The following is a 25,804-nucleotide window of genomic DNA, read 5'->3' on the forward strand; positions in this document are numbered from 1 at the left end:
GAATTAGGTGGAAAGTCCGGATTCAATTCTAAACCGATTTCTGCAAACTTTTTTCCTTTACACTAATTCTTTTAATCTTAATTCCCTCCCACTTTAAGCCAAACAATTGCCTTAAAACTCCAATTCTCCGAATGATAAACTCATAGATAAAAAAGCACCCCAAAAGAGTGAGGCAAACTATCAATACGAATTTTAAAAGAACAGGAATTGACATGGGTAAAACTACTATCGAGGCTAAGAACAACACAAACATGTGGATGATATAGACTGGATAGGCCGCTTGACTCAAATAAGTCAAACTCTTATTTGGCTTATTCAAATATTTAAAACCGAATCCGAAAATGGCAAAAATCCAGGTATTTGATTCAATCGCCATCAGATAATTGGGAGATTTCAAATTGAAAACCATCACGCGAACCAAATAAAACCCAATTGCCAAGCTTAGATACAACCATCTCCATTTCAAAACGGTATTCCAAAAGCATTTCCCAGAATAGACAAAAAGAAAACCACAGAAGAAAGCCAAAAAGCCCAAAAAAAATCCATGCCAAGACATAGCATACATTTCGAAAACCTGCGGTTTTACCAAAACAGCTTCTAATACGAAAACTGAGGAGATGGAAAGCACACCGATTGGATTTCCCAAAAGCTTTGAAAGCTTTTGTTGGAATACCTTCTCTTCGGACCTTTTCAAGTAGAAAAAGATGGGGAACAGAATTACAACGTAGCTGAAAATATTCCCCAAAAACCACAAATGTGCGGGATGAGAATAATACGATAAGGGCAGCTTATAATAGCTTTGAAACAAGTAGAATTGAAGAGGAACAATCGCCACGGTCCCAAAAACAAGCGGCAATAAAATCCGCTTGCTTCTTTCTAATAGCAATTGTTTCCAGCTTCTCTTCCGAATAGCGAAATACACTCCCATCCCAGAGACAAAGAATAAAAAAGGAATCCTCCACACATTAAGGATGGACATGATTTTCCATAAGCCCTCGATCAATTCATCACTTTTGATGAAGCCCAAAAACATAGCCCAAGGCTGAAATACTATGGCTATGTGATAGATGAGCAAAAGCCCAATTGCTATCACCCGAAGCCAGTCAATGTCATATCTGCGTTCCATGAATTAATCATTAAAAAAGAGAGAGATTATTGAAGCATCATGGCGATCACTGGACGGCTTTTTTCGAGCTCGGTCATATCCAATTGGAGACCCAGCGGTTCCAGCTGTTGTTTCATCATTTCATAGACAGGCTTGATTTCTTCAAAAGGCCCTGCGACTGTTTCTCTGGCCGTCGCACCATAATTATTGATGATGGACTTATCCGCATCGGCTTCTAAAAGGAGTTGAACAATCTCAACTCTTCCAAAAAAGGCTGCTGAATGAAGAGGTGTAGAACCATCCTGATTTTTAATCGAAAGATCAGCACCTGCATCGATTAAGGCTTTCGCAATTTCGATTTTGCCAAAAGTGGCAGCCGAGATCAAAGGAGTAGCTCCATTAAAGGGTTCTTTTGAATTGATATCGGTACCAGCCTCGATATGTTGTCTAACCACTTCTAAATTGTTTGCCAGGACTGCCGTATGGATATCCATTTCTGGAGCTTCTATCTTGGTACTTGCATCCTCAATTTTTTTATCCTCACTACAAGAAGTCGACAAGATAGAAATGAAAAACATCATCAGTGTTGCTGAAATTGTGTTGATTTTTGAAGCTTTCATGATTTTAGAATTTTGTTTTTGCTTGAATAAAATTTGAATATCACAAAGCTATGGAGAGGGTCTAGGCAGGGGTTATCAAGCATGTTTCGACATTTATCAACTATTGAAAAAGGATAAAAACTATGATGCAGGAATATAAATTATGAAGCATAACTCCATTTAAAGAGCCGATTTAGTGCGTTTTATGAAGTTTTGATCTTGATTATTTTTTCTAAATTCAAGCTCCTTAACACAGCATGTCAGAAAACCCAACACAGAGAGAAGATTTTTTAAGCCAGGCTACTTCGATCATTGTAGAAAATGCCACCAATGAGCAATTCGGAGTATCTGAATTAGCGGAAGCTATGAATATGAGCAGATCTAATTTGCTGAGGAAAATCAAAGCGGCAACGAATCTCTCTGCAAGTGTTTTTATCAGGCAAGTTCGTTTGGAGATTGCAATGGATTTGTTGAAAGAAGGAAACCAAACTATCTCCGAGATTTCTGATCGCGTAGGTTTTGGAAGTGTCTCTTATTTCATCAAATGCTTCCGAGAACTTTATGGCTTTTCTCCGGGAGAATTATCAAAACAAGAATCGAAGTCACCTCCAAAGGAAGTCCAAGACAACAAGGAAAAACCAAAAAAGCCCCTTTTTGTCAAGGCAATTATTGGCATACTCGCTTTAGCTGCATTTGCTTTTTTGATCTATCAATTTTTCCCGCAGGGAAATGAAAATCAATCTGATGTGGAAAAGTCCATCGCCGTTTTGCCTTTCAAAAATGAAAGTCTGGACTCTTCCAATTTATACTTTGTGAATGGTTTGATGGAGTCCACTCTCAACAACCTTCAAAAGATCAATGAGCTCCGGGTGGTCAGCAGATCTTCTGTGGAAAAATATAGAGACAGTAAGCTTTCAATTCCTGAAATCGCAGAGGAACTCGATGTCAGCTATTTTGTGACAGGAAGTGGTCAGAAAGTCGGGCAACAGGTATTGTTGAATATTCAATTGATAGATGTTGTCGGAGGAAGGCAAATCTGGGCAGAACAATACAAAAGAGAGTTTGCTGATATTTTTGATCTACAAAATGAGGTTGCAAGCCAAATAGCAGGAGCTATCAAGGTTATTGTGACTCCAAGTGAACTAGAACAGATTGAAAAAAGGCCAACCGAAAACCTCGTTGCTTACGACTATTACCTTCAAGGTTTGGATCCCTTTTTAGCCAGAACCAATGAAAGCCTTCAAAAGGCAATTGTACTTTTCAAAAAAGCCATTGACGAGGATCCAGAATTTTCCCTAGCCTATGCGAACGTGGCCATTTCCTATTACTTGCTGGAAATGTTCAAAGAAGAGAAGCAATTTACAGACGACATCAATTACTATGCTGACAAGGCTTTATTGTACGACTCCAAATCTGAGGAAGGTCTTTGTGCAAAAGCTTTTTATTACATTCAGAAAGAAGATTATACTCTAGCCCAGCCTTATTTAGAAAAGGCTATGGAGTACAATCCCAATTCAGCTTTAGCAATCCAAATGCTAGCTGATTTTTATTTCCGCCTTTCTCCAAACACCGAAAAATACATTGAGTACGCTTTAAAGGCTGTCAAGCTACAATTGGGCGCATCTGATTCTACCACACAAAGCTATACCTTTTTACAGCTCAGTAACGCCTTGGTTTCCGCTGGCTTTGTAGATGAAGCCTTGAGATATGTAAACAAATCATTGGCATATGATTCCACCAATTACTATTCGCCACATTTGAGGGCATTCATTCTTTATGCCAAAGACAGAGATCTTAAAAGAACTCAGCGGCTCTTAATTAGAGAATGGGAAAAAGACAAAAACAGACTCGATATTCTACAGGATATCGGCAAGCTATACTACCTAGAGGAGAATTATGATAGTGCCTATTTCTACCTAGACCAGTTTGTCGATGCACGTGAAATGGCCGGATTAAATTTTTTTATGGGGGAAAATGCCAAAATCGGAATGGTCTATGAAAAAGTTGGACAGACTGAAAAGGCAAAAAAAATGTTCGAGTCTTTTGATGAATTTGCCCGGAATGATAATTCCATTTACAAAAACTTAAACTTAGCAATAAGCTATATCCTCAAAGGCAAGATTGATGAGGCGATGGAAGAATTCAAAGCTTTTTCAAATGCAGAAAATTTCCAGTTTTGGTTTCTGATGCTGGAAGAGGAACCCATTTTTCAGCCTTTGAAACAGCATCCTGATTTTGACAAAACCATACAAAAAATCAGGGATCGGTTCTGGGAAAGAAATGCCAGAATCAAAAAATCTTTGGAGACTGAGGGATTGATTTAACTATGCCTTTTTAAAATGTAATTTCCTTTTGGTTTCAAGAATTGTATAAATTTTTAAAGAATTAATCTGAAATGGCACTTTTAGATTTTTGGTAGTTTCTATGCTCAAAAAATATCATCAAAATTATTAAAGCTATCGAAGCCATAGATGCATTTAATGTCCCTAAATCAAGTCCACCTTTAGCAGAAGGTTTGGTTAGAAAATCTCCAAAAGTAGCACCGAAAGGTCTTGTGAATATAAAAGCAATCCAAAATAGAAGCACATGATTGATTTTGGTAAAATAATGTAAATGTACCACCACAAAGATGATCAAGCCTGTCACCAATGCTCCATGAACATAACTTAAACCAATATTATCGCTCAAAAAATCACCAAATGCTGTTCCTAGACTATTGGAAAACAAAACTGCTACCCAGAAGTAAAACTCTTTGCTTCTTTCAAAAATTGGAAAAACCTCAATAGACTTATACTTTTTGAACCAAAGAGAAAGGGTAATCAAAAGACCAAAAACCAAAACCAAGCTACCCCATAAATATCCAAAATTGAGCGTTCGATCCATAAAATCAGAAATCTCTGTTCCCAAAGTAGTGGTACCGATAATGACCAACCAATACTTGTAAGGAGTATATCTATCCGCCCTTAATTGAAAAAATAGAACAGTGCAAAAAAGAGCAAGAGTGATCAAGATTCCGACAACATAGCCATAGTTCATTGTTTGAGAAATAAAATCTCCCAAGGTTTCCCCCAGTGTGGTTGCTACAATCTTCATCAACCAAAACAAAAGCGTGATGGGAGCAACTTTATTGAGCTGATTCATGGTCTTTTTTCTTCCAATGTAAAATCAGAATTGGAAGAAATTTAGAAGACAAAAAAATTGCATTTATAAAAAAGACCTTCGAGTTATTTTATCCCGAAGGTCTTTTAAGATTTTATTAGTGAGCTGCTTTGTAGATCGCGTCTAACAAAGAGCCTTCTTCCTTGGTGTCATTGCCCAATTCCCAGAACATGATTCCGCCTATGCCTTTTTCCATGGCATATTTGGTTTTCAAAGCCACTGAAACGGTATCATCATAAGAAACTAAGAGACTATCCTGAGCATTGTACATGTAAGGAGCTTGCGCTTTCTCATCCCAGAACCTCTTAAAATTGGAATCTGGCTCATATTGATCACGGATGCTGTGATAAGCCATCCAGCCAATATGCAAACCTCCACTTAGCTGATACAAGCCATTATTCTTTGGAGGAACTCCTTTCCATACTCTACCATAAAATGCGCCACCGATTACGATCTGCATTGGATCAACTCCCTCAGCGATTAAGAAATCAACAATTTTCTGCGCGGAACGAGGGTCTGCATCTAAGTTCTCACCACTTTGGTACAAGCTATCCATATGAGCGCCGAATGGAGTGCCTTCCACATCTGAACTTTTCATGTCTCCAAGAGGAGTGTGGTGACCTGTATAAATTGATACACCGGAAACTTGATCATAGGTCATTACATTGGTGTAATCAGCATACTTCATCACTTCCAAAGTCTCAATATGATCGTAATATTTTTTCCATCCCGCAGATGCAAAAGTCAAAACTTTAGGTGATTCAAACGTATCCAACATCTCTCTCAAGCCTTTCATCAATGCTGTGAAATTCTGAGTATCTTCTTCACGAGCCATAGTTCCGGCACCGGAGATTCCTGGATATTCCCAGTCCATGTCCATTCCATCAAGCTGATATTTCTCAATGAAATCATGAGCACTTTGGATGAATTTGGCTCTGCTCTCCTCTGTCAAAGCCATATCTGAAAATCCGTCTGCTCCCCATCCACCACAGGCAATCATCACTTTCAATTCAGGATTACGATCCTTTTGCTTCACCAAAGCTTCCAGTTTAGGACCGGCTACCTCAGGGTTTCTAAATTTCATTTCTCCATCAATCACATTGGTGAATGAAAAAATAATATGGGTCAATTCCTCAACAGGGATTGATTCAGGTTTATAATCTCGTTCTGGCACATAGTAGGCCATGATTACGGGATTTGGGTTTTTCACTTCACTCGAAGTTGTTTCTTTTGTTTCCTCTGTCGCCTGAGGAGAACAGCCCAAAACCAGCATAGTCAATGCTAAAAGGGAGCAATTTATTTTGGTTAAGTTCACAGGTAGGTTGGTTTAAACTTGCTATATATTTTCGATGAAGTTACAAAGACTTCATTTATTTTTTCGTATTCAGCATGTAAACATTCTTTTTATTTCCACCAAAGCATCAATTATTTGGATAAACCAAGGGAAAAAGAGGCGCTTTCCAAAAAGGACTAGTTAAAGGAGAAAATTAATCGGATTTGGAGGTGTCTTTTTCCTCATCAGATTTATTGAGATTTCCTTTGGGCCTCAAAAATTTCATGGCAAAAGGGATTACAAATAGGAACATTCTCCCTATGCCTGGCAAAAAAATCGTTAACAAAACGGAAATTGAAAATATAGCAGGAATCGCCAATGCCCTTCGCTTCGAAAACAAAATCTGATCCTTAGATGGAATATGTTCGGCCACTCCATTTTCAGGTTTAAAAATATAATTCAAAAGCACATAATTCATAATGCCCGTGAAGGAGATATTGGCAGCATAAATTGCAAATGGTAATACTAAATAGATATGCTCAGGTGTAGAATAACTGCTATAAACCGAGGTAGAAAAAGGCATCAAAACGATGGAAAGTAGAAAAATCAGATTCAACCAAAATAGCTTCGGGGTATAATTCACTACAAACCCAAACAGGGAATGGTGAACGAACCAGTATAATCCAATAATAAAAAAACTGACCAAAAAACCTGCAAATTTAGGTAATAGCTCAAGCATTGCATTCACAAACTCACCTTCTGATGCACCTGCTGGAACCATTGGAATATGAATCTCCAAGACCAACAAAGTAATGGCGATTGCAAAGAGGGCATCTGTAAAAAAGATCAATCTATCTACTTGAAAATTCTTTCTGTCTGGATGATGCTTGAGCTCCATTTCATTTTGGTATTTTCTTAGAATTAAATATATAGTAATTCTAACAAAAAAGCCCTCTGCAACCGCAGAAGGCATTTAAATTTTGTTTAGACCATAAGTATTTATTGGTCAGTCTCTAGCTCGGCCTTTCTCATCCAGGTCAACACAAAACTGGAGATATGCCCAATAATAAAGACCAGTAGACCAAATAGTGGAGATAGCAAAGTGATTTTTAAACCTCCTGCCAATACATCAGGAGCAATATCTCCCGCTGCTTCTATCGCATCAAATGCTCCAATCAATGCTAAAAGCGAATTCATAAAAGAGATCACCAATCCAAGTAAAGCCGCATGCTGAATCAGCTTTTTGTTCTTCGAAAATTCTGCCTCAGGCCCTGCTAAGCCAGTAAATGCTTTGAATGAAAAAAAAATCGCAATTAATAGACATAGTAGGACTAAGGTCATTCCGAGTGTGCCTCCTTCTTGGAATCGATCGATTATGTTAAATCCCAAAACCAAGCTCCAGCTAATAGAAAGTACGTTCATTTGATTTGTTGTTTTGTTGATGGGACAATACTACCCATATCAAATAGCTCATTTTAATTAATGCGACCAATGACCTTTGTGAGATTAGTTTCTACCAAATTTATCCGAAAATTGGGAAAGCGAGCCTTCTGAATGCAATCAGTCCTGCTAAAACAGTCATCTATCGCAATTTTTTTGGAAAAAGGAAATTTTCAAAGACCTTGTCCCATTCAATGAAGAATCGAAATTTCGTATTTAAACAAGTGGGCAAAGAACTAGGAAAGCAAATAGGTATTGCTGCTGGTTCTCTGTTGTTTTTTGCTTTTTACTTCGGTATCACCCTTTCCAATTTAGGGCCCGCCTTTACGTTTGGATTCTTTTTACTTCCAGTCACCATGGGAATGGTCAATGTCTTTAGCTTTCACTTGATCCCAGAGTACTTATTTAAACAGAAGTATGGACTTTTCGCACTATATACCTTTTACTCACTGGTAATCTCCATATTTCTCATCGGACTTTCTTCCTTTTATGGGGTGCTTTTTATAAATACGCTGGATCTTTTGGGAGGAGAATTCCTATTGACCAAAAACCTATACTTGATCATCATTGCTGTCTACATCGTGGTCTTAATGACTTCCGTATTTGCTGCCTATCAGGAAAATATCAAAACCCAAATCCGAAATCAGGAACTCCAGTACACTTTAATCAATGGGCAACTGCAATTGAAGCAGGAGGAACTTTCCTATCTTAAGATGCAGATCCATCCCCACTTTCTTTTCAATACACTGAATACTATTTATGGCTCGGCCATCGCAAAAAGTAATCAGACACCAGAATTGATTTTGAAGCTATCTAACCTGCTGGATTACATCCTATACCAAACCAAAAAGAGCATGGTCCCGCTGGCAGATGAAATAGCTCATTTGGAAGATTATTTGGCTTTGGAAAAGATGAGACATGGATCAAGAATTAATGTGAAAACTGATTTTCCTAAGAAAGCAGATCAAATAATGATCGCTCCGATGCTCTTCCTCCCATTAGTCGAAAATTGTTTCAAACACGGGAAATTCGACGAAAACAATCCATTTCTTGAATTGAAAATAGAAGTACAAAACGATCAAATTGAGTTCCGTTCCAAAAATAGACTAGATGAATCCCTGGCAAAAGTCAACTTGGAATCTTCCGGCATAGGGCTTCAAAATATCGCTAAAAGATTGGAACTACTTTACCCCAAAAAGCACCAGTTCATCGTCAATAATTCCGCTGATTTCTTTGAGGTAACTCTCAAACTTGAGTCCTTAACTCCAAATCCTGTTTCTGTATGAATTGCCTAATCGTAGATGACGAACCAATTGCTCAGGATATTTTAAAGGAATTTGTATCCAAAGTCAATTTCCTCAACCTCACGGGAGTTTGCAGTAATGCCCATGATGCTTTCAGTGAGATCCAAAAAAATCAAATCGATTTAGTTTTTTTAGATATCAATATGCCGGGGATTGACGGAATTGCCTTGGCCAAGATCTTACCTAAGGATGTTCAAGTTATTTTCACGACAGCCTATCGGGAATTCGCAGTAGAAGGCTTCAATTTGGAAGCGACTGATTACTTGTTGAAACCGATACCTTTCGAGCGCTTTCTTCAGGCTGTGAACAAAGTCAGAGAATCAAAAAGCATTTCAAACCCCATTAACGAAAGGCCAGACTTTATTTTCGTCAGGCAGGATAGGAAAATGGAAAAAATCGGGATTCAAGAAATCCTATTCGTTGAAAGCTATGCGGATTACATCAAAATCCACCTCCCTGATCGAGTTTCTATCGTAAGGGAAAGCATCAGCAATTTCGAGAAAAAACTTCCCGAAAAGCAGTTTATCCGCTTTCACCGGTCCTATATTGGAAATATTTCAAGAATTGATTCCTACACAAACGAATACCTGGAAATAGGAGGAAAAGCTTTGACTATCAGCAGATCCTTCAAGAAAGAGGTTTTGGAAAAGTTGGCGGAGTTTGAATAAGAATTAAGCTTCTATTTGATTAAAAAAGGGACTTTCAGTCATTCAAAAGTACCATAATTGGAAAAAAACCATTATAGCTTTTTTGGATTTGGAAGAGGAAAGTAGGGGATATGAATTCCCCAACTTTCTTCAAATTCCTTAAAACTTAACCTTAGCCTCTAATCTCTGCCCATCTCTTTCATAGGCAACCTGCGTTTCATCCCCTTTTTGGAAGGCACTCAATGCTCTCATATAGCTCATCATATCAAAGATCGTTGAATCTCCCAGTTGAACCACTACATCTCCTTTTTCCAAACCCGCCAATTTTGCGGGCTTGTCCTCAGATACACCGTCGATTCGCATTCCTTTTCCATCAAACAGGTAATCCGGAACCACACCAAGGGAAACTGTGAATCGAGGAGAATCTCCAGAATCATCTTTGGTCTTATTAAATGCCAACTTTGACTCGGTATCCAATTGATCGACCAATCGATCGATGTATCGAACCACCTTCAAAAGACCCTCATAATTTATTTTCTCCGCATCGTCACCTGGCTTATGATAATCCTCATGCTGACCGGTGAAGAAATGAAGTACCGGTAAATCCTGAAGATAAAAAGAAGTATGGTCGGATGGCCCAACTCCAGATTCTGAGGTTACTAATTTCAAACTGTCTCTATTAACCAAATCCAAAGCAGGAACGAAGCTTGGACTAGTTCCTACACCGTTGATCGCCAAGGTATTTTCATCATTCAATCGACCCACCATGTCCATATTGATCATATAATCCACCTTCTCAAGGTTGATGGTCGGATTTTTTACGAAATAATTTGATCCCCAAAGTCCATTTTCTTCACCAGAAAAAGCGATGAAAAGAAAATCATATGGATGCTCTTCAGAATTTAGAATCTCTGCCAAAGCAACCAAAGCTGCAGTTCCAGAAGCATTGTCATCCGCACCATTATGAATTGCAGAATCTCCTCTATGCAAAGAGCCGGAACCTCCCATACCCAAGTGATCAAAATGGGCTCCAATCACAATGATTTCGTCTGAGGCATTATCGATATAACCGATCACATTTCTACCAGTCACTCCTTCACCATCTGTCCCGATCACCGCTTCTTCATGAGGGTTGGTAGGTTTGGAAACAGTGAATTCCTGAAAAAAACCATCTGTTCCTTTCGGAGTCAAACCGATTTTTTGAAATCTTTCCGCTAAATATTTAGCTGCTTTTTCCTCACCTTGGGTTCCAATAGATCTTCCTTCCAAATTATCCGAAGCTAGGAAATAAACATCCGTTTTGAGATCGGCCAAAAGACTTGCGTCAGAAGGAGCTTTATTACATGAAACTGCTGCCAATAACAGAATGGCAGAAAAGTAGAGGTGGTGGATTTTCATATCTTTCTTTGGTTTAGACCAAAGATAATAATTGGTATCTTCGGCCTGCAATAATTTAAACTCGAATTACTCATGAGACTAAAATTACTGGCCTTGGTTGCATTGGCATTTGCCTGTGGACCAAAAGCAGTAGAAACTACTGAAGAAATCACCACTTCCAACCACACAGCTTTAGATTCTCTACTTCTTTCAGAAAACGAAATGAAATTTCTGAAAAACGTCAAGCAATTGACTTTCGGAGGAAATAATGCCGAGGCCTATTGGTCATTTGATGATAGCAAGTTGGTTTTCCAATCCGACTATGCAGAGTGGGGAAATGAGTGCGATCAGATTTTTTATACCAACTGGCAAACCGACGACCTGAAAAACAACACTCCTCAAAGACTTTCAACTGGCTTGGGAAGAACAACCTGTTCTTATTTTCTACCAGGTAATGAAACCATCGTCTATGCCTCTACCCATTTGGGAGGAGATGCTTGTCCTCCTGTACCGGAAAGGAGAACCGATGGAAAATATGTTTGGCCGATTTATGATAGCTATGATATTTTCACGGCGGACTTGGAAGGAAATATCATCAGCCAGCTGACTGGCGACCCTGGTTATGACGGGGAAGCGACTGTTTCTCCAAAAGGTGACAAAATTGTCTTCACTTCTATGAGAACAGGGGATTTGGAACTTTATACAATGAATATTGATGGCTCAGATATCAAGCAAATCACTTCAGATTTGGGCTATGACGGAGGAGCTTTTTTCTCTCCTGATGGAAGTAAACTGATCTGGAGAGCATCTAGACCTCAAACCGACGAGGAAATTGCAGAATACAAAGAATTGCTTGCCGAAGGATTGGTGAAACCTACTGAAATGGAGCTTTACGTTGCCAATGCAGATGGAACTGATATCCGAAAAATCACTGAATTGGGTCAGGCAAACTGGGCTCCATTCTTCCATCCATCAGGAGAAAAAATCATTTTCGCCTCCAATCATCATACTGAAAGGGGCTTCCCTTTCAACTTGTACATGATTAATTTGGATGGCACGGGGCTAGTCAGAATCACAGAAAATGACACCTTTGACGCCTTTCCAGTATTCTCAAATGATGGAAAATATTTGGTATTCTCCTCTAACAGAAACAATGGTGGTACTCGCGACACCAATCTTTTTGTCGCCGAATGGATAGGAGATTAATTGAAAATCAACCCTTTGATTTAAACCGCTCAAAAAGCGGTTTTTTTTATGAATTTAGAAAATCAAATCAGTTTTTTTAATCAATTGATTAAAAAAACTGATTAAACATTTTGTTTAAAAAAATTTATGATTTTCATTTGTATTGAAATATTCAACTAGTAATCACTCTAGACCCAAATGGATCAAAGCACAGAAGAGAAAATCAAAACAGCGGCCCGAAAAATCTTCCATGAAAAAGGCTATTCTGGAACTAGAACGAGAGATATTGCGGAAGAAGCAGGAATTAATCTGGCTCTATTGAACTACTATTTCAGAAATAAAAAGAGACTTTTTGAACTAGTCATGTCTGACAGCTTGGAAGATTTTTTCTCATCCATTCGCGGGGCTTTTGTAGATACATCTACTGATTTGGATCAAAAAATCCAAATAATAATTAATAACTACTTGGATCAATTGACGGCAAATCCCAACATTCCGATTTTCCTACTAAACGAATTGAGATCCAACCCTGATGCTCTAGTCAAAAAATCAGAACTCCGTGGAGTTTTGAATTCTTCCAGCTTCATGCAACAACTTGAAGAGAGACTGAAGGAAACAAAACAGACCGGCATCAATCCATTTCATCTCATTGTAAACATCTTGGGCTTGACGGTATTCCCATTTATGGCCAGCCCAATGATCAAGGAAATGAGGCAAATCAACGACGAACAATTTATGGCATTCATAGAGGAAAGAAGAACGCTGATTCCTCAGTGGATTCAATTAATGATCAAGAAATAAAAAAATTTACCCCGCAATTAAACAAATGATTAAATCATGTTATCAATTTTAATAACAAGACCTTGGATCAGAAAAGTCCCTCTGACTTCCTTGCTTCTTTTGTTTGCTGTTGTCCCCACATTATCCCAAACTCAGCATCTTTCTTTGGAAGAATGTCAGACATTGGCAAGAGAAAATTATCCAAAAATCCAGCAATTGGATCTAATCCAACAAAGCAGAGATTTCTCTCTGGAAAATGCTGGCAAAGGAAATCTGCCTCAGATTAATATCAATGGGCAAGCTACCTATCAATCGGATGTGACCCAGATTCCTGTGGAGATGCCTGGTACAGATATCGAAGTACTTTCTAAGGATCAATACAAGGTTTTTGGTGAAATAAGCCAACCGCTCACTGATATGGCTATCATCAAAAGCCAGAAAAAAGCGATTGAAATCCAATCAGAAACTAAGAATAATCAATTGGAAGTAGAGCTCTATCAATTAAAGGATCGAATCAACCAATTGTATTTTGGCATCCTTCTTTTGGAACAGCAAAAGGAGCAGGTGAATCTCCTGAAAAAGGACATTGAAACTGGAATTAAACAGGTAAGTGCCGCCATTGAAAATGGAGTTGCACTCCCAAGTGAGCTAGATTATTTCAAAGCTGAAATGCTTAATGCAGATCAGAAATCAATCGAATTGGAATCCCAAAGATCCGGAATGATTCAAATGCTGGAGCTTTTTATTAATCAATCTATCTCTAAAGACACCTATTTTGAGGTTCCTGCAATACTGAATCTTTCCGATCAAATCACCCGTCCTGAATTAGCTCTTTTCAAAAATCAAAAAGAGTCTATTCTCATTCAAAAAGATCTGATTTCAAATAAAAATACCCCAAGACTCAATCTATTTCTACAGGGAGGTTATGGCAGACCAGCATTAAATATGCTAAACAATGATTTTGACTTCTACTATTTGGGTGGCCTGAGAGTTAATTGGAGCATTTCTCGGTACTATACCAGCAATAAGGAAAAAAGCCTTTTGGACATTCAGACCTCCACTGTTGAGCTTCAACAAGAAACTTTCCTTTTGAATACTAAAGCGACTTTGACTCGACAAAAGGAAGAAATCAACAAGTACGATCTATTGATGGCATCAGATCAGCAAATCATCGATCTCCGCGAAAAGGTGAAATCATCAGCTCTTTCCCAACTTGAATATGGCACCTTGACAGGAAATGATTTCATGACCTATGTCAACGCAGTGGATCAGGCAAGGCAAAACCTGGTTCTCCACAAAATGCAATACCTATTTGCCCAACACACCTATCAATATACCTCAGGAAACTAAGCCTCAAATCTTATGAAATCTATAAATAAAATCACTTTGGGTCTCCTTTTTAGCATTAGTCTTTGGGGCTGTAAGGAATCAGAAACATACGACGCATCAGGATCTTTTGAAGCGGAAGAAACCATTATTTCCTCCCAAGCTGGAGGTGTTTTGAAAGAGTTTGGAATTGAGGAAGGCGATCAATTGGATCAAGGCCAATGGATTGGCTATGTGGACAGTGTTCAACTTTATTTAAAAAAACTCCAATTGAAATCTCAGGTAGTTGCCTTAAATGGTCGAAAACCCAATATTTCTCTTCAATTGGCAGCTCTTCAGGAAGAGCTTAAGGCGGCTGAAAAAGATGAAGAAAGGATTACAGGACTTGTCAAAGCCCAAGCTGCAACTGCCAAACAATTGGATGATATAAAAGCAAGAGTAGAGGTGATCCGAGCCCAAATTGATGCTCAAAAATCCAATCTAAATATCACAACCACCGGCATCTCTAACGATGCTAGTCCACTAGAAATCCAAATCGCTCAAATTGAGGATCTGTTAGAAAAAAGCAAAATCATCAATCCAGTCCAAGGAACCGTCTTGGTCAAATATGCAGAGGAAAATGAAATGACTGCTGTAGGAAAACCTCTGTACAAGATTGCAAATCTTCAATCCATCATACTAAGAGTTTATATCAGTGGAGATCAGCTTTCTCAGGTCAAAATCGGCCAAGAAGTGACTATTCATACTGATAATGGAGAAGGTGGATTTGATCAGGCAAAAGGTAAAGTAACCTGGATCAATGACAAGGCGGAGTTTACACCAAAAACCATCCAGACGAAAGAGGAACGTGCCAATATGGTCTATGCGATGAAGATTGAAGTTCCCAATGATGGAAAATATAAAATCGGGATGTACGGTGAGGTAAGCTTTGACTAAGAATGATTTCTTTAGAAAACATATCGATATCATACAATAAAGGCCAGATCAAGGCGGTTGATGGCGTATCACTGGAAATTCAAAAAGGAGAGCTATTTGGACTGATCGGTCCTGATGGGGCAGGTAAGACGAGCATTTTCAGAATTCTAACTACGTTGCTTTTACCTGATGAGGGTATTGCAACTGTTGATGGATGGGATGTGATCAAGGATTTTGAGAACATCCGAAAAGAAGTGGGTTACATGCCCGGCAAATTCTCGCTCTATCAAGATTTAAGCATTGAGGAAAACCTAAATTTCTTTGCCACTGTATTCAACACTTCTGTCGAAGAAAATATGGACTTGATCAAAGAAATCTATGACCAGATTGCTCCTTTCAAAACAAGAAGAGCGGGAAAGTTATCAGGTGGGATGAAGCAGAAATTGGCCCTTTGCTGCGCTCTAATACACAGACCCTCAGTTCTCTTTTTGGATGAGCCGACCACAGGTGTTGACACTGTTTCTCGAAAGGAATTTTGGGAAATGCTCAAAAGACTCAAAAGCCAAGGTATCACCATCATGGTATCTACCCCCTATATGGATGAAGCCACACTTTGTGAGCGAATCGCATTGATTCAAGATGGAAAAATCATGACTGTCAATAGTCCCGACAAGATAATTGAGGAGTTCCCCTATCCGCTCTTTGCCATCAAATCAGATCATATGATTCAATTACTCACAGATTTGAGAGAAAATCCAAGTATCAAAAGCTGTAATTCCTTTGGAGAAAATCATCATATCATATTCAAAAATTTCGATGAAGATTCTACATACCAGCTTTTGGAAAAGCTCAAGTCCAAAGGGCATCAGGGGCTGGTTATATCTAAAATCACTCCGACCATAGAAGATTGTTTCATCGCCTTAATGGATCAGAATCATGGATAAAATTGTGATAAAAACAGATAACCTAACCAAGAGATTTGGGGACTTCATCGCTGTAGATACCATCACATTTGATGTAAAGGAAGGGGAGATTTTTGGTTTCCTGGGGGCCAATGGAGCAGGAAAAACTACGGCGATGCGAATGTTATGTGGTCTGTCGATTCCTAGTTCAGGAGAAGCAAGCATCGGTGGATTTGATGTCTATCGTGAAAGAGAAAAGATCAAGAAAAACATCGGATACATGAGTCAAAAATTCTCTTTGTATGAAGATCTAACTGTGGCAGAAAACATCCGCTTTTTTGGTGGAATCTATGGTTTGGACTCCCAAAACCTAAAAATAAAGAGCCAAGAGATGATTCAGTCTTTAGGTCTGGAAAGTCAAAAAAATAAACTGGTTGCCTCTCTTCCTTTGGGCTGGAAGCAAAAACTAGCCTTTTCAGTATCCATTATCCACGAGCCTAAAATCGTATTTCTGGACGAACCTACTGGGGGTGTCGATCCGGTAACGAGACGTCAATTTTGGGATTTGATTTATACTGCATCGGAGCGTGGGATCACGATTTTCGTTACCACCCACTACATGGATGAGGCGGAGTATTGTAACCGAATATCTATGATGGTAGATGGTAAAATCAAGGCGATGGATTCTCCTGCCAACCTCAAGTCTCAGTTTTCAGCAGAGTCCATGGATGAAGTGTTTTTTGAATTAGCTCGTGGAGCACAACGAAAAGCAGATTGATATGAGACAGTTTTTCACATTTGTCAGCAAAGAGTTTCGCCATGTATTTCGTGATAGAAAAACCATGCTTATGCTATTTGGGCTTCCCATTGCTCAAATCTTATTATTTGGATTTGCACTAACTAATGAAATCAAAGATTCAAAAATCGCAATTTTGGATTTGGCAAAAGATCCAGCTTCCAGAGCTATCATTGAAAAAATTGCTTCCAGCGATCAATTTGAAATAGCATCTTCCTTACAGAGTCAGGCAGGAATCGAGGAAACCTTTAAAAAAGGATCCTCCAATTTGGTTTTGGTATTTCCTGTCAACTTTAATGAGGATTTATTAGGACAGAATTCTGTCCAAATCCAAGTGATTGCCGACGCTTCCGATCCCAATGAGGCAAATACCTTGACCAATTACATCAATTTCATAGTCGCCAGCTATCAACGAGAAGAACTGGTCACTGAAGCGATACCGCTTCAGATCATTACCGAAATCCGAATGCTATACAATCCTGAGCTCAAAGGAGCAACCAATTTTGTCCCGGGAGTGATGGCTTTGGTTTTGATGTTAGTCTGCACGCTAATGACCTCCGTTTCAATCGTGAGAGAAAAGGAAAATGGGACAATGGAAATTCTTCTGGTCTCGCCAATGAACCCGTTTTTGGTGATAGTTTCCAAGGCAATTCCTTATTTCATTTTGTCGCTTGTCAACTTGACAGTGATTCTCTTGTTATCCATTTTCCTTTTGGACATGCCTTTCAACGGCAGCTATTTCTTATTCTATTTCGAAAGCAGCTTACTGATTATCGCTGCCCTTTCTTTGGGACTATTAATTTCCACCAGCACTAATTCGCAACAAGCAGCTATGCTCATTTCATTGATGGGGATGCTAGTACCGACCATGCTTTTGACAGGGTTTATGTTTCCTCTGGAAAATATGCCTGTACCTCTTCAGTTGATATCCGATATCATCCCGAGTAGATGGTATTACATCATTGCAAAATCCATCATGATCAAAGGTTTGGGCTTTGCAGCAATCTGGAAAGAGACCTTGATTTTATTTTCAATGACCGTATTCTTTTTGACCATTAGTTTCAAAAAATTCAACATCCGACTCCAATGAGCAATTTAAAATTCCTTTTGCAAAAAGAGTTTAAGCAGATCTTTCGGAACAAATCTTTGCTACCGTTGATCTTTGTGATGCCGATTATTCAGCTTTTGGTCATGCCATTGGCTGCTGATTATGAAATCAAAAACATCAATATTTCCATAGTCGACCATGACAAAAGTCCATATTCCAGGCTGTTGATTTCCAAAATCACCTCATCCGGATATTTTAAACTTTCCGATTACGGAGAGTCATTCAAAGCTGCTTATGATCAGATAGAAAAAGATAAGTCCGATTTGATTTTGGAGATTCCGGTTGACTTTGAAAAAAATCTAGTCCGAGAAAACAGCGAAACGCTTTTTATAGCTGTCAATGCAATTAATGGTACCAAGGCAAATCTGGGTGGGGCATATCTTCAGCAAATTATCGGAGAATTTAATGCCGAAGTCTTACTTCAATGGATTTCTCCAACTCGGTACAATCCGAGTCCTCAAATCGATGTCGCTTCATCCAACTGGTTCAATCCTACGATGAACTATCGCTTTTTCATGGTTCCTGGGATCCTAGTTTTTTTAGTCACAATGGTTGGAGCCTATATGTGCTCCCTCAATATCGTCAAGGAAAAAGAAGTAGGAACGATTGAGCAAATCAACGTGACTCCGATCAAAAAACATGAATTCATATTAGGTAAGTTAATTCCATTTTGGGTAATCGGAATCGTCGTTTTCAGTATCGGGTTATTCTTCGTAGCGAGGCTGATTTATGGAATTGTCCCTGTGGGAAGCATTCTACTTTTGTACGGCTTTTTAGCCATTTATCTCATTGCTCTTCTTGGGGTGGGACTCCTGATTTCTACCTATAGTGAAACCCAGCAGCAGGCAATGTCAGTGGCATTTTTTGTCATGATGATTTTCTTGCTGATGAGCGGACTTTTTACACCGATTGAAAGTATGCCAACCTGGGCAAAAACCATCGCCGAATTCAACCCAGTTACCTATTTCATTGAAGTGATGCGAATGGTAATTTTGAAAGGCAGTGGATTCATGGATGTCACCAAACACTTCAAAATAATGGCAGCATTTGCATTATTCTTCAACACGTGGGCAATCTTGAATTATAGAAAAACATCCTAGCTAAATTCTAATTTTCAGATTTTCAACCCATTAATTCAAAACCGCTTTTTAGCGGTTTTTTTTGTATCCATTCAATCCTTGTTTAACTTCTCCCCTAACTCAAACCTACTATTCTTATGAAAATCTACAGAAGATTAATTTTTCCTCTTCTGGTGACTATCCTATTGGTGGCTGCCAAACTTTATTTTCGAGGGGAATCACAAAATTGGGAAGGAATTTTTGGTTGGCTTCCACATATCAATACAGTCCTGATAATAACTGGCTTTACTTGGTGTCTCTTAGTTTTAACGGGGATTCTCAAGCGAGTCTTTCTAAAACAATTTGATATCGGGAAGGAAGACAATCTGAGGGCTCGAAAAGTCTATACTCAACTCAATATTCTTCAGAAAATCGTAAATTTCGTCATCATAGTACTTGGAATCGGGTTAATCCTGATTTCTTTTGAGGAGATCAGAAAAATTGGTGTTGGGGTATTTGCATCAGCAGGATTGGCAGGTATCATCATTGGTTTCAGTGCACAAAAAGCCATAGGAACATTGGTTGCTGGGATTCAGATTGCCTTTGCACAGCCATTCCGATTAGACGATGCCGTGGTGGTTGAAAACGAGTGGGGATGGATTGAAGAAATCAACCTGACCTATGTGGTGGTGCGGATTTGGGACCAAAGGAGGCTCGTTTTGCCCACGACTTATTTTTTGGAAAAGCCTTTCCAAAACTGGACGAGAACCTCAGCAGATATCATCGGATCAGTGTTTTTATATACTGATTACAGAGTCTCATTTGAGGCATTAAGAGAAGAATTAGATAGAATATTGGAAAATACTCCTCTTTGGGACAAAAAAGTGAAAGTTTTACAAGTGACTGAAGCAAAGGAAAGAACTGTAGAAAGTCGTATTTTAGTTTCAGCGAAAAACTCTCCAACTGCCTGGGATCTGAGAGTACATGTTCGGGAAAAAATGATCGAATTTATTCAGAAGAATTTTCCTGAGTCACTCCCGAAAACTAGGATAGCCTTAGATCAAGAACCAACTGAAAAATGAAAATCGTAGCTTTCTTTCTTCTTTCACTTTTATGCATTTCAGCAATAGCTCAAGAGGGAGAAAAGAAAGCCTCACTGGAAGTTTCTGGTTTTTTAGACCTCTATTATGGTTCCGACTTCAAGGATGAGGCAGGGAGCCCAAAGCGATTGCCTTTCCTTTACAACCATGCCAGAGCCAATCGTTTTGCAGTCAACCTTGCCTTGATCACATTCAATGTAGAAGCGGATCGAATGAGAGCAAACTTAGGTTTGCACCAGGGAACCTATGCCCAAGATAATTATTCAGCTGAACCTAAAGCCCTTCGTTGGATCAATCAGGCAAATGTAGGCTATGCATTGAACACCGAAAAAACCATCTGGATAGATGCAGGTGTATTGCCTTCTCATATTGGGTTTGAAAGTGCAGTTTCTACGGATAATTTGACACTTTCAAGGTCCATTATTGCCGAAAACAGCCCCTATTTCGAAACAGGCGGACAATTGAGCTGGCAAAAAAGCGAAGATTGGTACTTTGCATTTTTGGTATTGAATGGCTGGCAGAGAGTTCAATTTATCCAAGGAAGAAACAAGCCTTCTTTTGGGACACAAGCTAAATTTACTCCTTCGGAAAAAACCACTTTCAATTGGTCTACTTTCTTGGGAACCGATCAGAGTAATGAAGCTGGAACCATGCTTTATTTCAGTAATCTATATGGAGAATTTGATTTGGGAGAAAAATGGAAGGTAAAAGCTGCTTTGGATGCTGGAAAAAGGACAATTCCTGATGGATTCAATCCTAATTGGTGGGGATTTGCATTAATCACCCACTATCAATTTACTGAGAATTTTGCCACGGCTTTCCGTGTAGAGCATTACGATGATGAATTTCAAGCTATCGCCACTAGCTATTCGAATTTGGGAATAAAAACTAGTGGATTATCTCTAAATGTGGATTACATTTTTGAAAATTTCGCGACCCTGAGAATAGAAGGAAGATATCTGGACGCCCCGGGAAGAGCTTACTTGGGATTTCAGGATGATATAGCCAATTCAAATATGTTTTTTGTGTTGACTTCCTTGGCTTTCAACTTTGATTAAAGCTCCTCGATCCGTCCTAAATATTCATCTGCCTGTTTCAGAATCTGGGCTTTATTTTTCATTCGATCTAGAGTTTTATATGCCATTCCAATTCGTGGATTTTTCTCCAAAAGCTCTCGATTTCTATCATAGAAATGCCAATACAAACTATTGAAAGGGCATGCCTTATCTCCAGTTTTTTGATTGGGGCTATAGGCACAATGAGAACAATAATTACCTTGCTTTTTGATGTAATTGGCTGAAGAAACATAGGGTTTGGTCCCCACAATTCCTCCATCTGCAAACTGGCTCATCCCCCGTGTATTGGTGATTTCCACCCAATCAATTGCATCGATATAAATCCCCAAATACCAAGTATCCACCTCGTCAGGATCAATTCCCGCCAATAAAGCAAAGTTTCCTATTACCATCAGCCTTTGAATATGGTGAGCATAAGCCAAATCCAAACTTTGATTGATGGACATTGAAAGGCATTTCATTTTGGTCTTCCCTGTCCAAAACCAGGAAGGCAAACTCCTCTCATGTCCAAAGAAATTCATTTTGGAGAATTCTGGCATTTTTGCCCAATAAATTCCCCTCATATATTCCCTCCAGCCAATAATCTGCCTGATAAATCCTTCTACTTGAGAAATGGAAATTTCATCCCTTTTCCTATGCCAGTGAGACTCCACTTTCTGTACAACTTCAAGTGGAGAAATCATTTTTGTATTGAGAGCAAAACTCAACCTTGAATGGAATAAATAAGGATCCCAGGTAGTCAATGCATCCTGATAGTCGCCAAAGTGAACCAATAATTTTTCACAAAAATGATCCAACATGTCAAAGGATTCGGCTCTGGAGATGGGCCATTGAAAATCTTCTGGATTTACATTACCAAAGGTTTTGATATTCTGATCCTGAATCATTTGAAAGATCCCACTCAAATCATGCTTGAATTCAAGATTCTTTCGGAGCAATCTCTTATCTATCAAAGCAGATCGATTATCGTGATCATAGTTCCATTTTCCACCCTCAGGCTTTTTTCCATCCATTAGGATTTCAAATTTCTTCCTGATTTCACGATAGAAAGACTCCATCAGGAAAGTCTTTTTTCCTTCAAAAAATTGAGCTAAAAAGGAGCGTTCAGTAAGGAAATGCTCTGTGTCAAAAGGCTCACTATCTATGGAAATCGACTTACAAATATCTTTAAGTTGCTGATCGAGCCTATATTCATCAGGAAGCTGGTATTCAAACTTTTCAATAGCTTCCTTTTGGATGAGTTGGTCAATGATTTTATCCAGTTTCTGAGGATTTTCTGGGTCATCCAATTTGTAGTATCTGACTTGCTTACCCTCATTTTTTAGTTGATCTGCAAAGCATCTCATTGCCGCAAAAAAAGCCATCATCTTTTGAATATGATGCATTACATAATCAGTCTCTTGCCGCATTTCCGCCATCAGATAAATGACATTTTCATCCGGAGACTCAAACCAAGAGTGAGTTGAATTCAGCTGATCTCCTAATATTAATCTGAGCGTTTTGGACATAAAAAAAGGCTTTCATTAGTAAGCCTTTTTATTGGTTGATTGTTTTAATTAATATTTAAAACAAGGCATGGAGGATTTTCTCCCTCTTCCTTTTGCAGAACCTGCCAGGAAGCTATAGCGCAATGAAATCTCATGTGCGCCTCCTGTATTCGCATTGCCGAGGGAGGAAAGTGTGAAATCATGGCTATAGCCTACATCTAATCCTCCACCCAATGAAATTCCTACTAGGGCTATGACTGACTCATGATTAGGTTGCGAGTTGTCTGAAACGGGAATTCCACGATACCAAACTCCCAAAACAAGGGGTTGAATATTAACTTGAGTCCCTAAATCCAATTGAGAAAAAGGGCCTTGATTTTTATAATTGAATGCAAAAGTTAGTTCTTTGGTACCGGTTCTATGAGTAAAGTATTCCTGAGAAGTCCCTCCGGATAGATCCAACTTCACACCACCATGAGCAGACATTTTTAAGGGAAGTTCGCTGATTTGATCATCTAAGAAAGAGATATTGGGCTGAGTTACGTGATGAGCAGAAACACCCAACCAGAAATTATCATTGTGAAATAAGGCACCGAAACTATAATCAACAAATTGGTGTCGGCTATCGGCTCCTAAATTTTCTCCTGAATAATCTCCAATGGAACCAGTCTGATCATCTATTTGACTTCCAAAGACCAAATCTCCGAAATAGGCATCTCTATCCATATAAGAAACTTGTCCACCAATTCTCAGGAAAGAACGGAAACCCAATCGAGCACGGTAAGAATAATTAGCACCAATTTCAGATACCTGAAGATTAGCCATGCTTTGTTCTGACTGATTGAATATCAAACCTACTCCACTATTCGCGCTGAATATATAATGATCTATATATGCTGAATAAGAAGTAAAAGACTGATCCAATCCTGGCCACTGATTTCTGTAGCTTACACCAATTCTTGTCATTTCCGAAGCTCCAGCCATTGCTGGATTTAGGTAAAGGGGATTGGCATAGAATTGAGAATATTGCACATCCTGAGCCTTCAGGCTCAGGCTGGCAATACTGAGGATGATAAACATGTAGATTTTTCTCATTATCTATCTGATTAGGGTGATACCGCCGGTTCGGACTGTTTGGGTTCCTTCCCGGTCGGTATAGGTGATTTTGTACAGATAGTTTCCAGCAGGAAGGGATTGTGCCTTGTAGGTACCGTCCCAGCCTTTGGATTCTAGCCCTGTTGTTGTGTATAATTTTTCTCCCCAAGTGTTGAAGACATCCATGGAGAATGAATTGATGCCTTTCATTTTTGGGATAAATGTGTCATTCAAACCATCTCCATTGGGCGTGAAAGCATTTGGAATGACCACTTGTGGGGTAATCGAGGTTACTTCAATTGCATTGGTCTCAAAAGAAGAACAACCATATATATCGAAACCTGTAAGTTTTACCTCGTAGGTTCCAGGGGATTCAAATACGTGAATGGGATCTTTGTCATTAGAAGTATTTCCATCTCCAAATTCCCATTGCCAAGCGATGAACTCTGGATCGATAACACTTTCAAATAGAATTTCTTCATCTGTCAATACTTCAGGTTCTGAGTTGATCTCTAGCTTTCTATAATTGAATTGCAATCTTCCATTTTGGGAAACTGCATTGGAAGGGAAGTCGACTTTAGCTTCTGCTTGAACCTTACAACCCAGAGCATCTTCTATTGTTACTATTAATGTGCTCGTTTTATTAAAGGTGATTTCACGCTTGTTTTCTTCACCTGTGCTCCAAGTGATTTGATAAGGTTCAATTCCTCCTTGAATAGATACCCAAGCATTTCCCATCACCGATCCTACTTCACAATTGACATCTAGCACACTTTCTATTCTAGCTTGAATTGCAGCGCTTTGTGTTAATTGAATAACTTGAGAAACAGTACAACCACTAGCATCTGAAACTTGTACTTCAAATTCTCCAGCGGCTAAGCCTTGGCGATGAGTTTCTCCCTCAACCCCATCGGACCAAAGAATTTTGGCATCACCTTTTGCCCCACTGATTGCTATCTCGATTTCTCCATCATTTTCTCCCGAGCAGCTGATTCCTTTGGATTGAACTAACTCCAGTTCTAATGGAGCGTCTGCTTGAATCGAGAATGTTTTTTGGAAGCTGCAGCCAGAGGCGTCAGAAATTGAAACTGAATATGTTCCAGCACCTAAATTTTCAATGGATTTTGTGTTTGCACCATTGCTCCATGTATATGAATAAGGCGCGGTGCCTCCACTTACCTGAAGGTCGATTTTACCATTCTCAGAACCTTCACAAGTTGGATTTGAAATTGCTTCCTGAATTTCGATTTCTTCCGGTTGATTTATTCTATAGGATCCTTGGAAGGAACAACCCTTACTATCCAAGATCAAAACATCATAGATTCCTGGCTTTACATTTAACAGGTCTTTTACAGTCGAACCGTTGCTCCAAGAATAACTATAAGGAGCAACTCCTCCAGAAACAGCAAGGGAAATATTCCCATCGGAATTTCCCCCACATGAAGCATCAGAAATACTTTCGTCGACTGAAATACCTTCTGCTGCAGCTTTAATCTCAAAACTTACTGTGATATCACAGTTATATTTATCAGCAACCCGAACTGTATAGGTACCAGGTTTTAGATTATCAGCTTCCCAGACATTCTCAAGACCATTGCTCCAATAAATTTTATATGGAACATTATCATCCTCGTATTCATTCCGGCCGAGTTTCACGGCGATTTTAGCATAGCCATCATTACCTGTTCCGCAGGTAGCATCTTTCAATTCGATATCTTCTAAGATGAGTGGAAAAGGAGGTTGAACTACAATACGCTCTACATATTTCAAGCCTTTAGAATCAGTAATTTCAACTGTATAAGTTCCCGCGAAAAGATTGGTCCTATTTTGGGTCGTCTCGTTTGTATTCCATAAGAAAGTGTAAGGGGCAGTGCCTCCTTTTACATCCAAAATAATATGGCCTCTCTCCTGATGAGAACAAAGGGCCAGCTTTCCAGATACCTCAACTTGAATACCATCATAGGAAAGAATTCTATCATTGGTCTCATTTGGGATTTCAAAAGAAAATTGGGCAAAGGCAGGAATCATCAATCCAATACTCAATATGAGCACGATTGCAATTTTCCTATATG

23 protein-coding genes are annotated in these 25,804 nt (G+C 39.0%); 13 read left to right on the forward strand and 10 right to left on the reverse strand.

Features of this window, described 5'->3' with window-relative positions; all coding sequences use genetic code 11:
* Positions 1-28 precede the first annotated feature (28 nt).
* The gene (locus tag O0V13_RS01305) at positions 29-1,126 is read right to left on the reverse strand and encodes an acyltransferase family protein (protein ID WP_268033186.1); all 1,098 of its coding nucleotides are present in this window, start codon (positions 1,124-1,126) and stop codon (positions 29-31) included.
* A 26-nt stretch (positions 1,127-1,152) separates the two neighbouring features.
* The gene (locus tag O0V13_RS01310; RefSeq protein WP_268033187.1) at positions 1,153-1,725 is read right to left on the reverse strand and encodes an ankyrin repeat domain-containing protein; all 573 of its coding nucleotides are present in this window, start codon (positions 1,723-1,725) and stop codon (positions 1,153-1,155) included.
* Positions 1,726-1,961: 236 nt separating this feature from the next.
* Here O0V13_RS01310 and O0V13_RS01315 point away from each other — a divergent pair, with 236 nt between their 5' ends.
* Positions 1,962-4,028: a helix-turn-helix domain-containing protein gene (locus O0V13_RS01315; RefSeq protein WP_268033188.1), complete on the forward strand. Its 2,067-nt coding sequence runs from the start codon at positions 1,962-1,964 to the stop codon at positions 4,026-4,028.
* Between the two features lie 61 nt (positions 4,029-4,089).
* On the opposite strand, the gene O0V13_RS01320 is transcribed toward O0V13_RS01315, so the two are convergent.
* The 4 genes from O0V13_RS01320 to O0V13_RS01335 form a co-directional block, all read right to left on the reverse strand.
* Complete coding sequence (locus tag O0V13_RS01320; protein WP_268033189.1) at positions 4,090-4,845, reverse strand: COG4705 family protein; 756 nt, start codon at positions 4,843-4,845, stop codon at positions 4,090-4,092.
* Positions 4,846-4,960: 115 nt separating this feature from the next.
* Positions 4,961-6,178: a glycoside hydrolase family 18 protein gene (locus O0V13_RS01325; RefSeq protein WP_268033190.1), complete on the reverse strand. Its 1,218-nt coding sequence runs from the start codon at positions 6,176-6,178 to the stop codon at positions 4,961-4,963.
* 172 nt (positions 6,179-6,350) lie between these two features.
* Entirely contained in the window at positions 6,351-7,109 is a 759-nt protein-coding gene (locus O0V13_RS01330) for a TMEM175 family protein (protein WP_268033191.1), read from the reverse strand.
* A gap of 26 nt (positions 7,110-7,135) precedes the next feature.
* Positions 7,136-7,558, reverse strand: coding sequence for a hypothetical protein (locus O0V13_RS01335; protein ID WP_268033192.1), 423 nt, complete (start codon positions 7,556-7,558; stop codon positions 7,136-7,138).
* A 212-nt stretch (positions 7,559-7,770) separates the two neighbouring features.
* Here O0V13_RS01335 and O0V13_RS01340 point away from each other — a divergent pair, with 212 nt between their 5' ends.
* Positions 7,771-8,862, forward strand: coding sequence for a sensor histidine kinase (locus O0V13_RS01340; protein ID WP_268033193.1), 1,092 nt, complete (start codon positions 7,771-7,773; stop codon positions 8,860-8,862).
* On the forward strand, positions 8,859-9,548 hold the full coding sequence (locus O0V13_RS01345; protein WP_268033194.1) for a LytR/AlgR family response regulator transcription factor: 690 nt from the start codon (positions 8,859-8,861) through the stop codon (positions 9,546-9,548). Before O0V13_RS01340 ends, O0V13_RS01345 begins: the two co-directional genes overlap by 4 nt.
* Before the next feature lie 138 nt (positions 9,549-9,686).
* Here the strand turns inward: O0V13_RS01345 and O0V13_RS01350 are convergent, their stop codons facing one another.
* Complete coding sequence (locus tag O0V13_RS01350) at positions 9,687-10,925, reverse strand: M20/M25/M40 family metallo-hydrolase (protein WP_268033195.1); 1,239 nt, start codon at positions 10,923-10,925, stop codon at positions 9,687-9,689.
* Positions 10,926-10,997: 72 nt separating this feature from the next.
* On the opposite strand from O0V13_RS01350, the gene O0V13_RS01355 reads away from it, so the two are divergent.
* From O0V13_RS01355 to O0V13_RS01400, 10 genes are all read left to right on the forward strand, one after another.
* Positions 10,998-12,110 (forward strand): TolB family protein, encoded by a 1,113-nt coding sequence (locus O0V13_RS01355; protein ID WP_268033196.1) that lies wholly within the window; start codon positions 10,998-11,000, stop codon positions 12,108-12,110.
* Between the two features lie 177 nt (positions 12,111-12,287).
* Positions 12,288-12,890 carry a TetR/AcrR family transcriptional regulator gene (locus O0V13_RS01360; protein WP_268033197.1) on the forward strand — a complete coding sequence of 201 codons (603 nt, stop codon included), beginning with the start codon at positions 12,288-12,290 and terminating at the stop codon, positions 12,888-12,890.
* A gap of 36 nt (positions 12,891-12,926) precedes the next feature.
* A complete protein-coding gene (locus tag O0V13_RS01365; protein WP_268033198.1) occupies positions 12,927-14,219 on the forward strand; it encodes a TolC family protein in 1,293 nt (430 codons plus the stop codon).
* Positions 14,220-14,231: 12 nt separating this feature from the next.
* Complete coding sequence (locus O0V13_RS01370; protein WP_268033199.1) at positions 14,232-15,131, forward strand: HlyD family secretion protein; 900 nt, start codon at positions 14,232-14,234, stop codon at positions 15,129-15,131.
* Positions 15,132-15,133: 2 nt separating this feature from the next.
* Positions 15,134-16,054: an ABC transporter ATP-binding protein gene (locus O0V13_RS01375; protein ID WP_268033200.1), complete on the forward strand. Its 921-nt coding sequence runs from the start codon at positions 15,134-15,136 to the stop codon at positions 16,052-16,054.
* Entirely contained in the window at positions 16,047-16,790 is a 744-nt protein-coding gene (locus tag O0V13_RS01380; RefSeq protein ID WP_268033201.1) for an ABC transporter ATP-binding protein, read from the forward strand. The genes O0V13_RS01375 and O0V13_RS01380 overlap by 8 nt, the downstream gene beginning before the upstream one ends.
* 1 nt (position 16,791) lies before the next feature.
* Positions 16,792-17,898 (forward strand): ABC transporter permease, encoded by a 1,107-nt coding sequence (locus O0V13_RS01385; RefSeq protein WP_268033202.1) that lies wholly within the window; start codon positions 16,792-16,794, stop codon positions 17,896-17,898.
* Positions 17,895-19,016, forward strand: a complete 1,122-nt coding sequence (locus O0V13_RS01390) for an ABC transporter permease (RefSeq protein WP_268033203.1) — start codon at positions 17,895-17,897, stop codon at positions 19,014-19,016. Before O0V13_RS01385 ends, O0V13_RS01390 begins: the two co-directional genes overlap by 4 nt.
* A gap of 116 nt (positions 19,017-19,132) precedes the next feature.
* Complete coding sequence (locus O0V13_RS01395; protein WP_268033204.1) at positions 19,133-20,056, forward strand: mechanosensitive ion channel family protein; 924 nt, start codon at positions 19,133-19,135, stop codon at positions 20,054-20,056.
* Entirely contained in the window at positions 20,053-21,132 is a 1,080-nt protein-coding gene (locus tag O0V13_RS01400) for a porin (RefSeq protein WP_268033205.1), read from the forward strand. Before O0V13_RS01395 ends, O0V13_RS01400 begins: the two co-directional genes overlap by 4 nt.
* Here the strand turns inward: O0V13_RS01400 and O0V13_RS01405 are convergent.
* The 3 genes from O0V13_RS01405 to O0V13_RS01415 are packed head-to-tail and all read right to left on the reverse strand — an operon-like array spanning position 21,129 to position 25,784.
* Entirely contained in the window at positions 21,129-22,658 is a 1,530-nt protein-coding gene (locus O0V13_RS01405) for a cryptochrome/photolyase family protein (RefSeq protein ID WP_268033206.1), read from the reverse strand. The two genes, O0V13_RS01400 and O0V13_RS01405, sit on opposite strands and share 4 nt — an antisense overlap.
* Before the next feature lie 48 nt (positions 22,659-22,706).
* Complete coding sequence (locus O0V13_RS01410; protein WP_268033207.1) at positions 22,707-23,732, reverse strand: PorP/SprF family type IX secretion system membrane protein; 1,026 nt, start codon at positions 23,730-23,732, stop codon at positions 22,707-22,709.
* 3 nt (positions 23,733-23,735) lie between these two features.
* Entirely contained in the window at positions 23,736-25,784 is a 2,049-nt protein-coding gene (locus O0V13_RS01415) for a gliding motility-associated C-terminal domain-containing protein (RefSeq protein WP_268033208.1), read from the reverse strand.
* Between the last annotated feature and the right edge of the window lie 20 nt (positions 25,785-25,804).

Origin of the sequence: Algoriphagus sp. PAP.12 (assembly GCF_026652115.1) — a bacterium.
Taxonomy (GTDB): Bacteria; Bacteroidota; Bacteroidia; order Cytophagales; family Cyclobacteriaceae; genus Algoriphagus.

Excerpts from the sequence above, each read along its gene's own strand:
- O0V13_RS01380 (WP_268033201.1), top strand. The coding sequence starts at position 16,047 with ATGGATAAAATTGTGATAAAAACAGATAACCTAACCAAGAGATTTGGG.
- O0V13_RS01385 (WP_268033202.1), top strand. The coding sequence starts at position 16,792 with ATGAGACAGTTTTTCACATTTGTCAGCAAAGAGTTTCGCCATGTATTT.
- O0V13_RS01335 (WP_268033192.1), bottom strand. The coding sequence starts at position 7,558 with ATGAACGTACTTTCTATTAGCTGGAGCTTGGTTTTGGGATTTAACATA.
- O0V13_RS01310 (WP_268033187.1), bottom strand. The coding sequence starts at position 1,725 with ATGAAAGCTTCAAAAATCAACACAATTTCAGCAACACTGATGATGTTT.
- O0V13_RS01375 (WP_268033200.1), top strand. The coding sequence starts at position 15,134 with ATGATTTCTTTAGAAAACATATCGATATCATACAATAAAGGCCAGATC.
- O0V13_RS01320 (WP_268033189.1), bottom strand. The coding sequence starts at position 4,845 with ATGAATCAGCTCAATAAAGTTGCTCCCATCACGCTTTTGTTTTGGTTG.
- O0V13_RS01330 (WP_268033191.1), bottom strand. The coding sequence starts at position 7,109 with ATGCCTTCTGCGGTTGCAGAGGGCTTTTTTGTTAGAATTACTATATAT.
- O0V13_RS01400 (WP_268033205.1), top strand. The coding sequence starts at position 20,053 with ATGAAAATCGTAGCTTTCTTTCTTCTTTCACTTTTATGCATTTCAGCA.
- O0V13_RS01365 (WP_268033198.1), top strand. The coding sequence starts at position 12,927 with ATGTTATCAATTTTAATAACAAGACCTTGGATCAGAAAAGTCCCTCTG.
- O0V13_RS01410 (WP_268033207.1), bottom strand. The coding sequence starts at position 23,732 with ATGAGAAAAATCTACATGTTTATCATCCTCAGTATTGCCAGCCTGAGC.
- O0V13_RS01370 (WP_268033199.1), top strand. The coding sequence starts at position 14,232 with ATGAAATCTATAAATAAAATCACTTTGGGTCTCCTTTTTAGCATTAGT.
- O0V13_RS01345 (WP_268033194.1), top strand. The coding sequence starts at position 8,859 with ATGAATTGCCTAATCGTAGATGACGAACCAATTGCTCAGGATATTTTA.
- O0V13_RS01390 (WP_268033203.1), top strand. The coding sequence starts at position 17,895 with ATGAGCAATTTAAAATTCCTTTTGCAAAAAGAGTTTAAGCAGATCTTT.
- O0V13_RS01405 (WP_268033206.1), bottom strand. The coding sequence starts at position 22,658 with ATGTCCAAAACGCTCAGATTAATATTAGGAGATCAGCTGAATTCAACT.
- O0V13_RS01360 (WP_268033197.1), top strand. The coding sequence starts at position 12,288 with ATGGATCAAAGCACAGAAGAGAAAATCAAAACAGCGGCCCGAAAAATC.
- O0V13_RS01315 (WP_268033188.1), top strand. The coding sequence starts at position 1,962 with ATGTCAGAAAACCCAACACAGAGAGAAGATTTTTTAAGCCAGGCTACT.
- O0V13_RS01340 (WP_268033193.1), top strand. The coding sequence starts at position 7,771 with ATGAAGAATCGAAATTTCGTATTTAAACAAGTGGGCAAAGAACTAGGA.
- O0V13_RS01395 (WP_268033204.1), top strand. The coding sequence starts at position 19,133 with ATGAAAATCTACAGAAGATTAATTTTTCCTCTTCTGGTGACTATCCTA.
- O0V13_RS01350 (WP_268033195.1), bottom strand. The coding sequence starts at position 10,925 with ATGAAAATCCACCACCTCTACTTTTCTGCCATTCTGTTATTGGCAGCA.
- O0V13_RS01305 (WP_268033186.1), bottom strand. The coding sequence starts at position 1,126 with ATGGAACGCAGATATGACATTGACTGGCTTCGGGTGATAGCAATTGGG.
- O0V13_RS01355 (WP_268033196.1), top strand. The coding sequence starts at position 10,998 with ATGAGACTAAAATTACTGGCCTTGGTTGCATTGGCATTTGCCTGTGGA.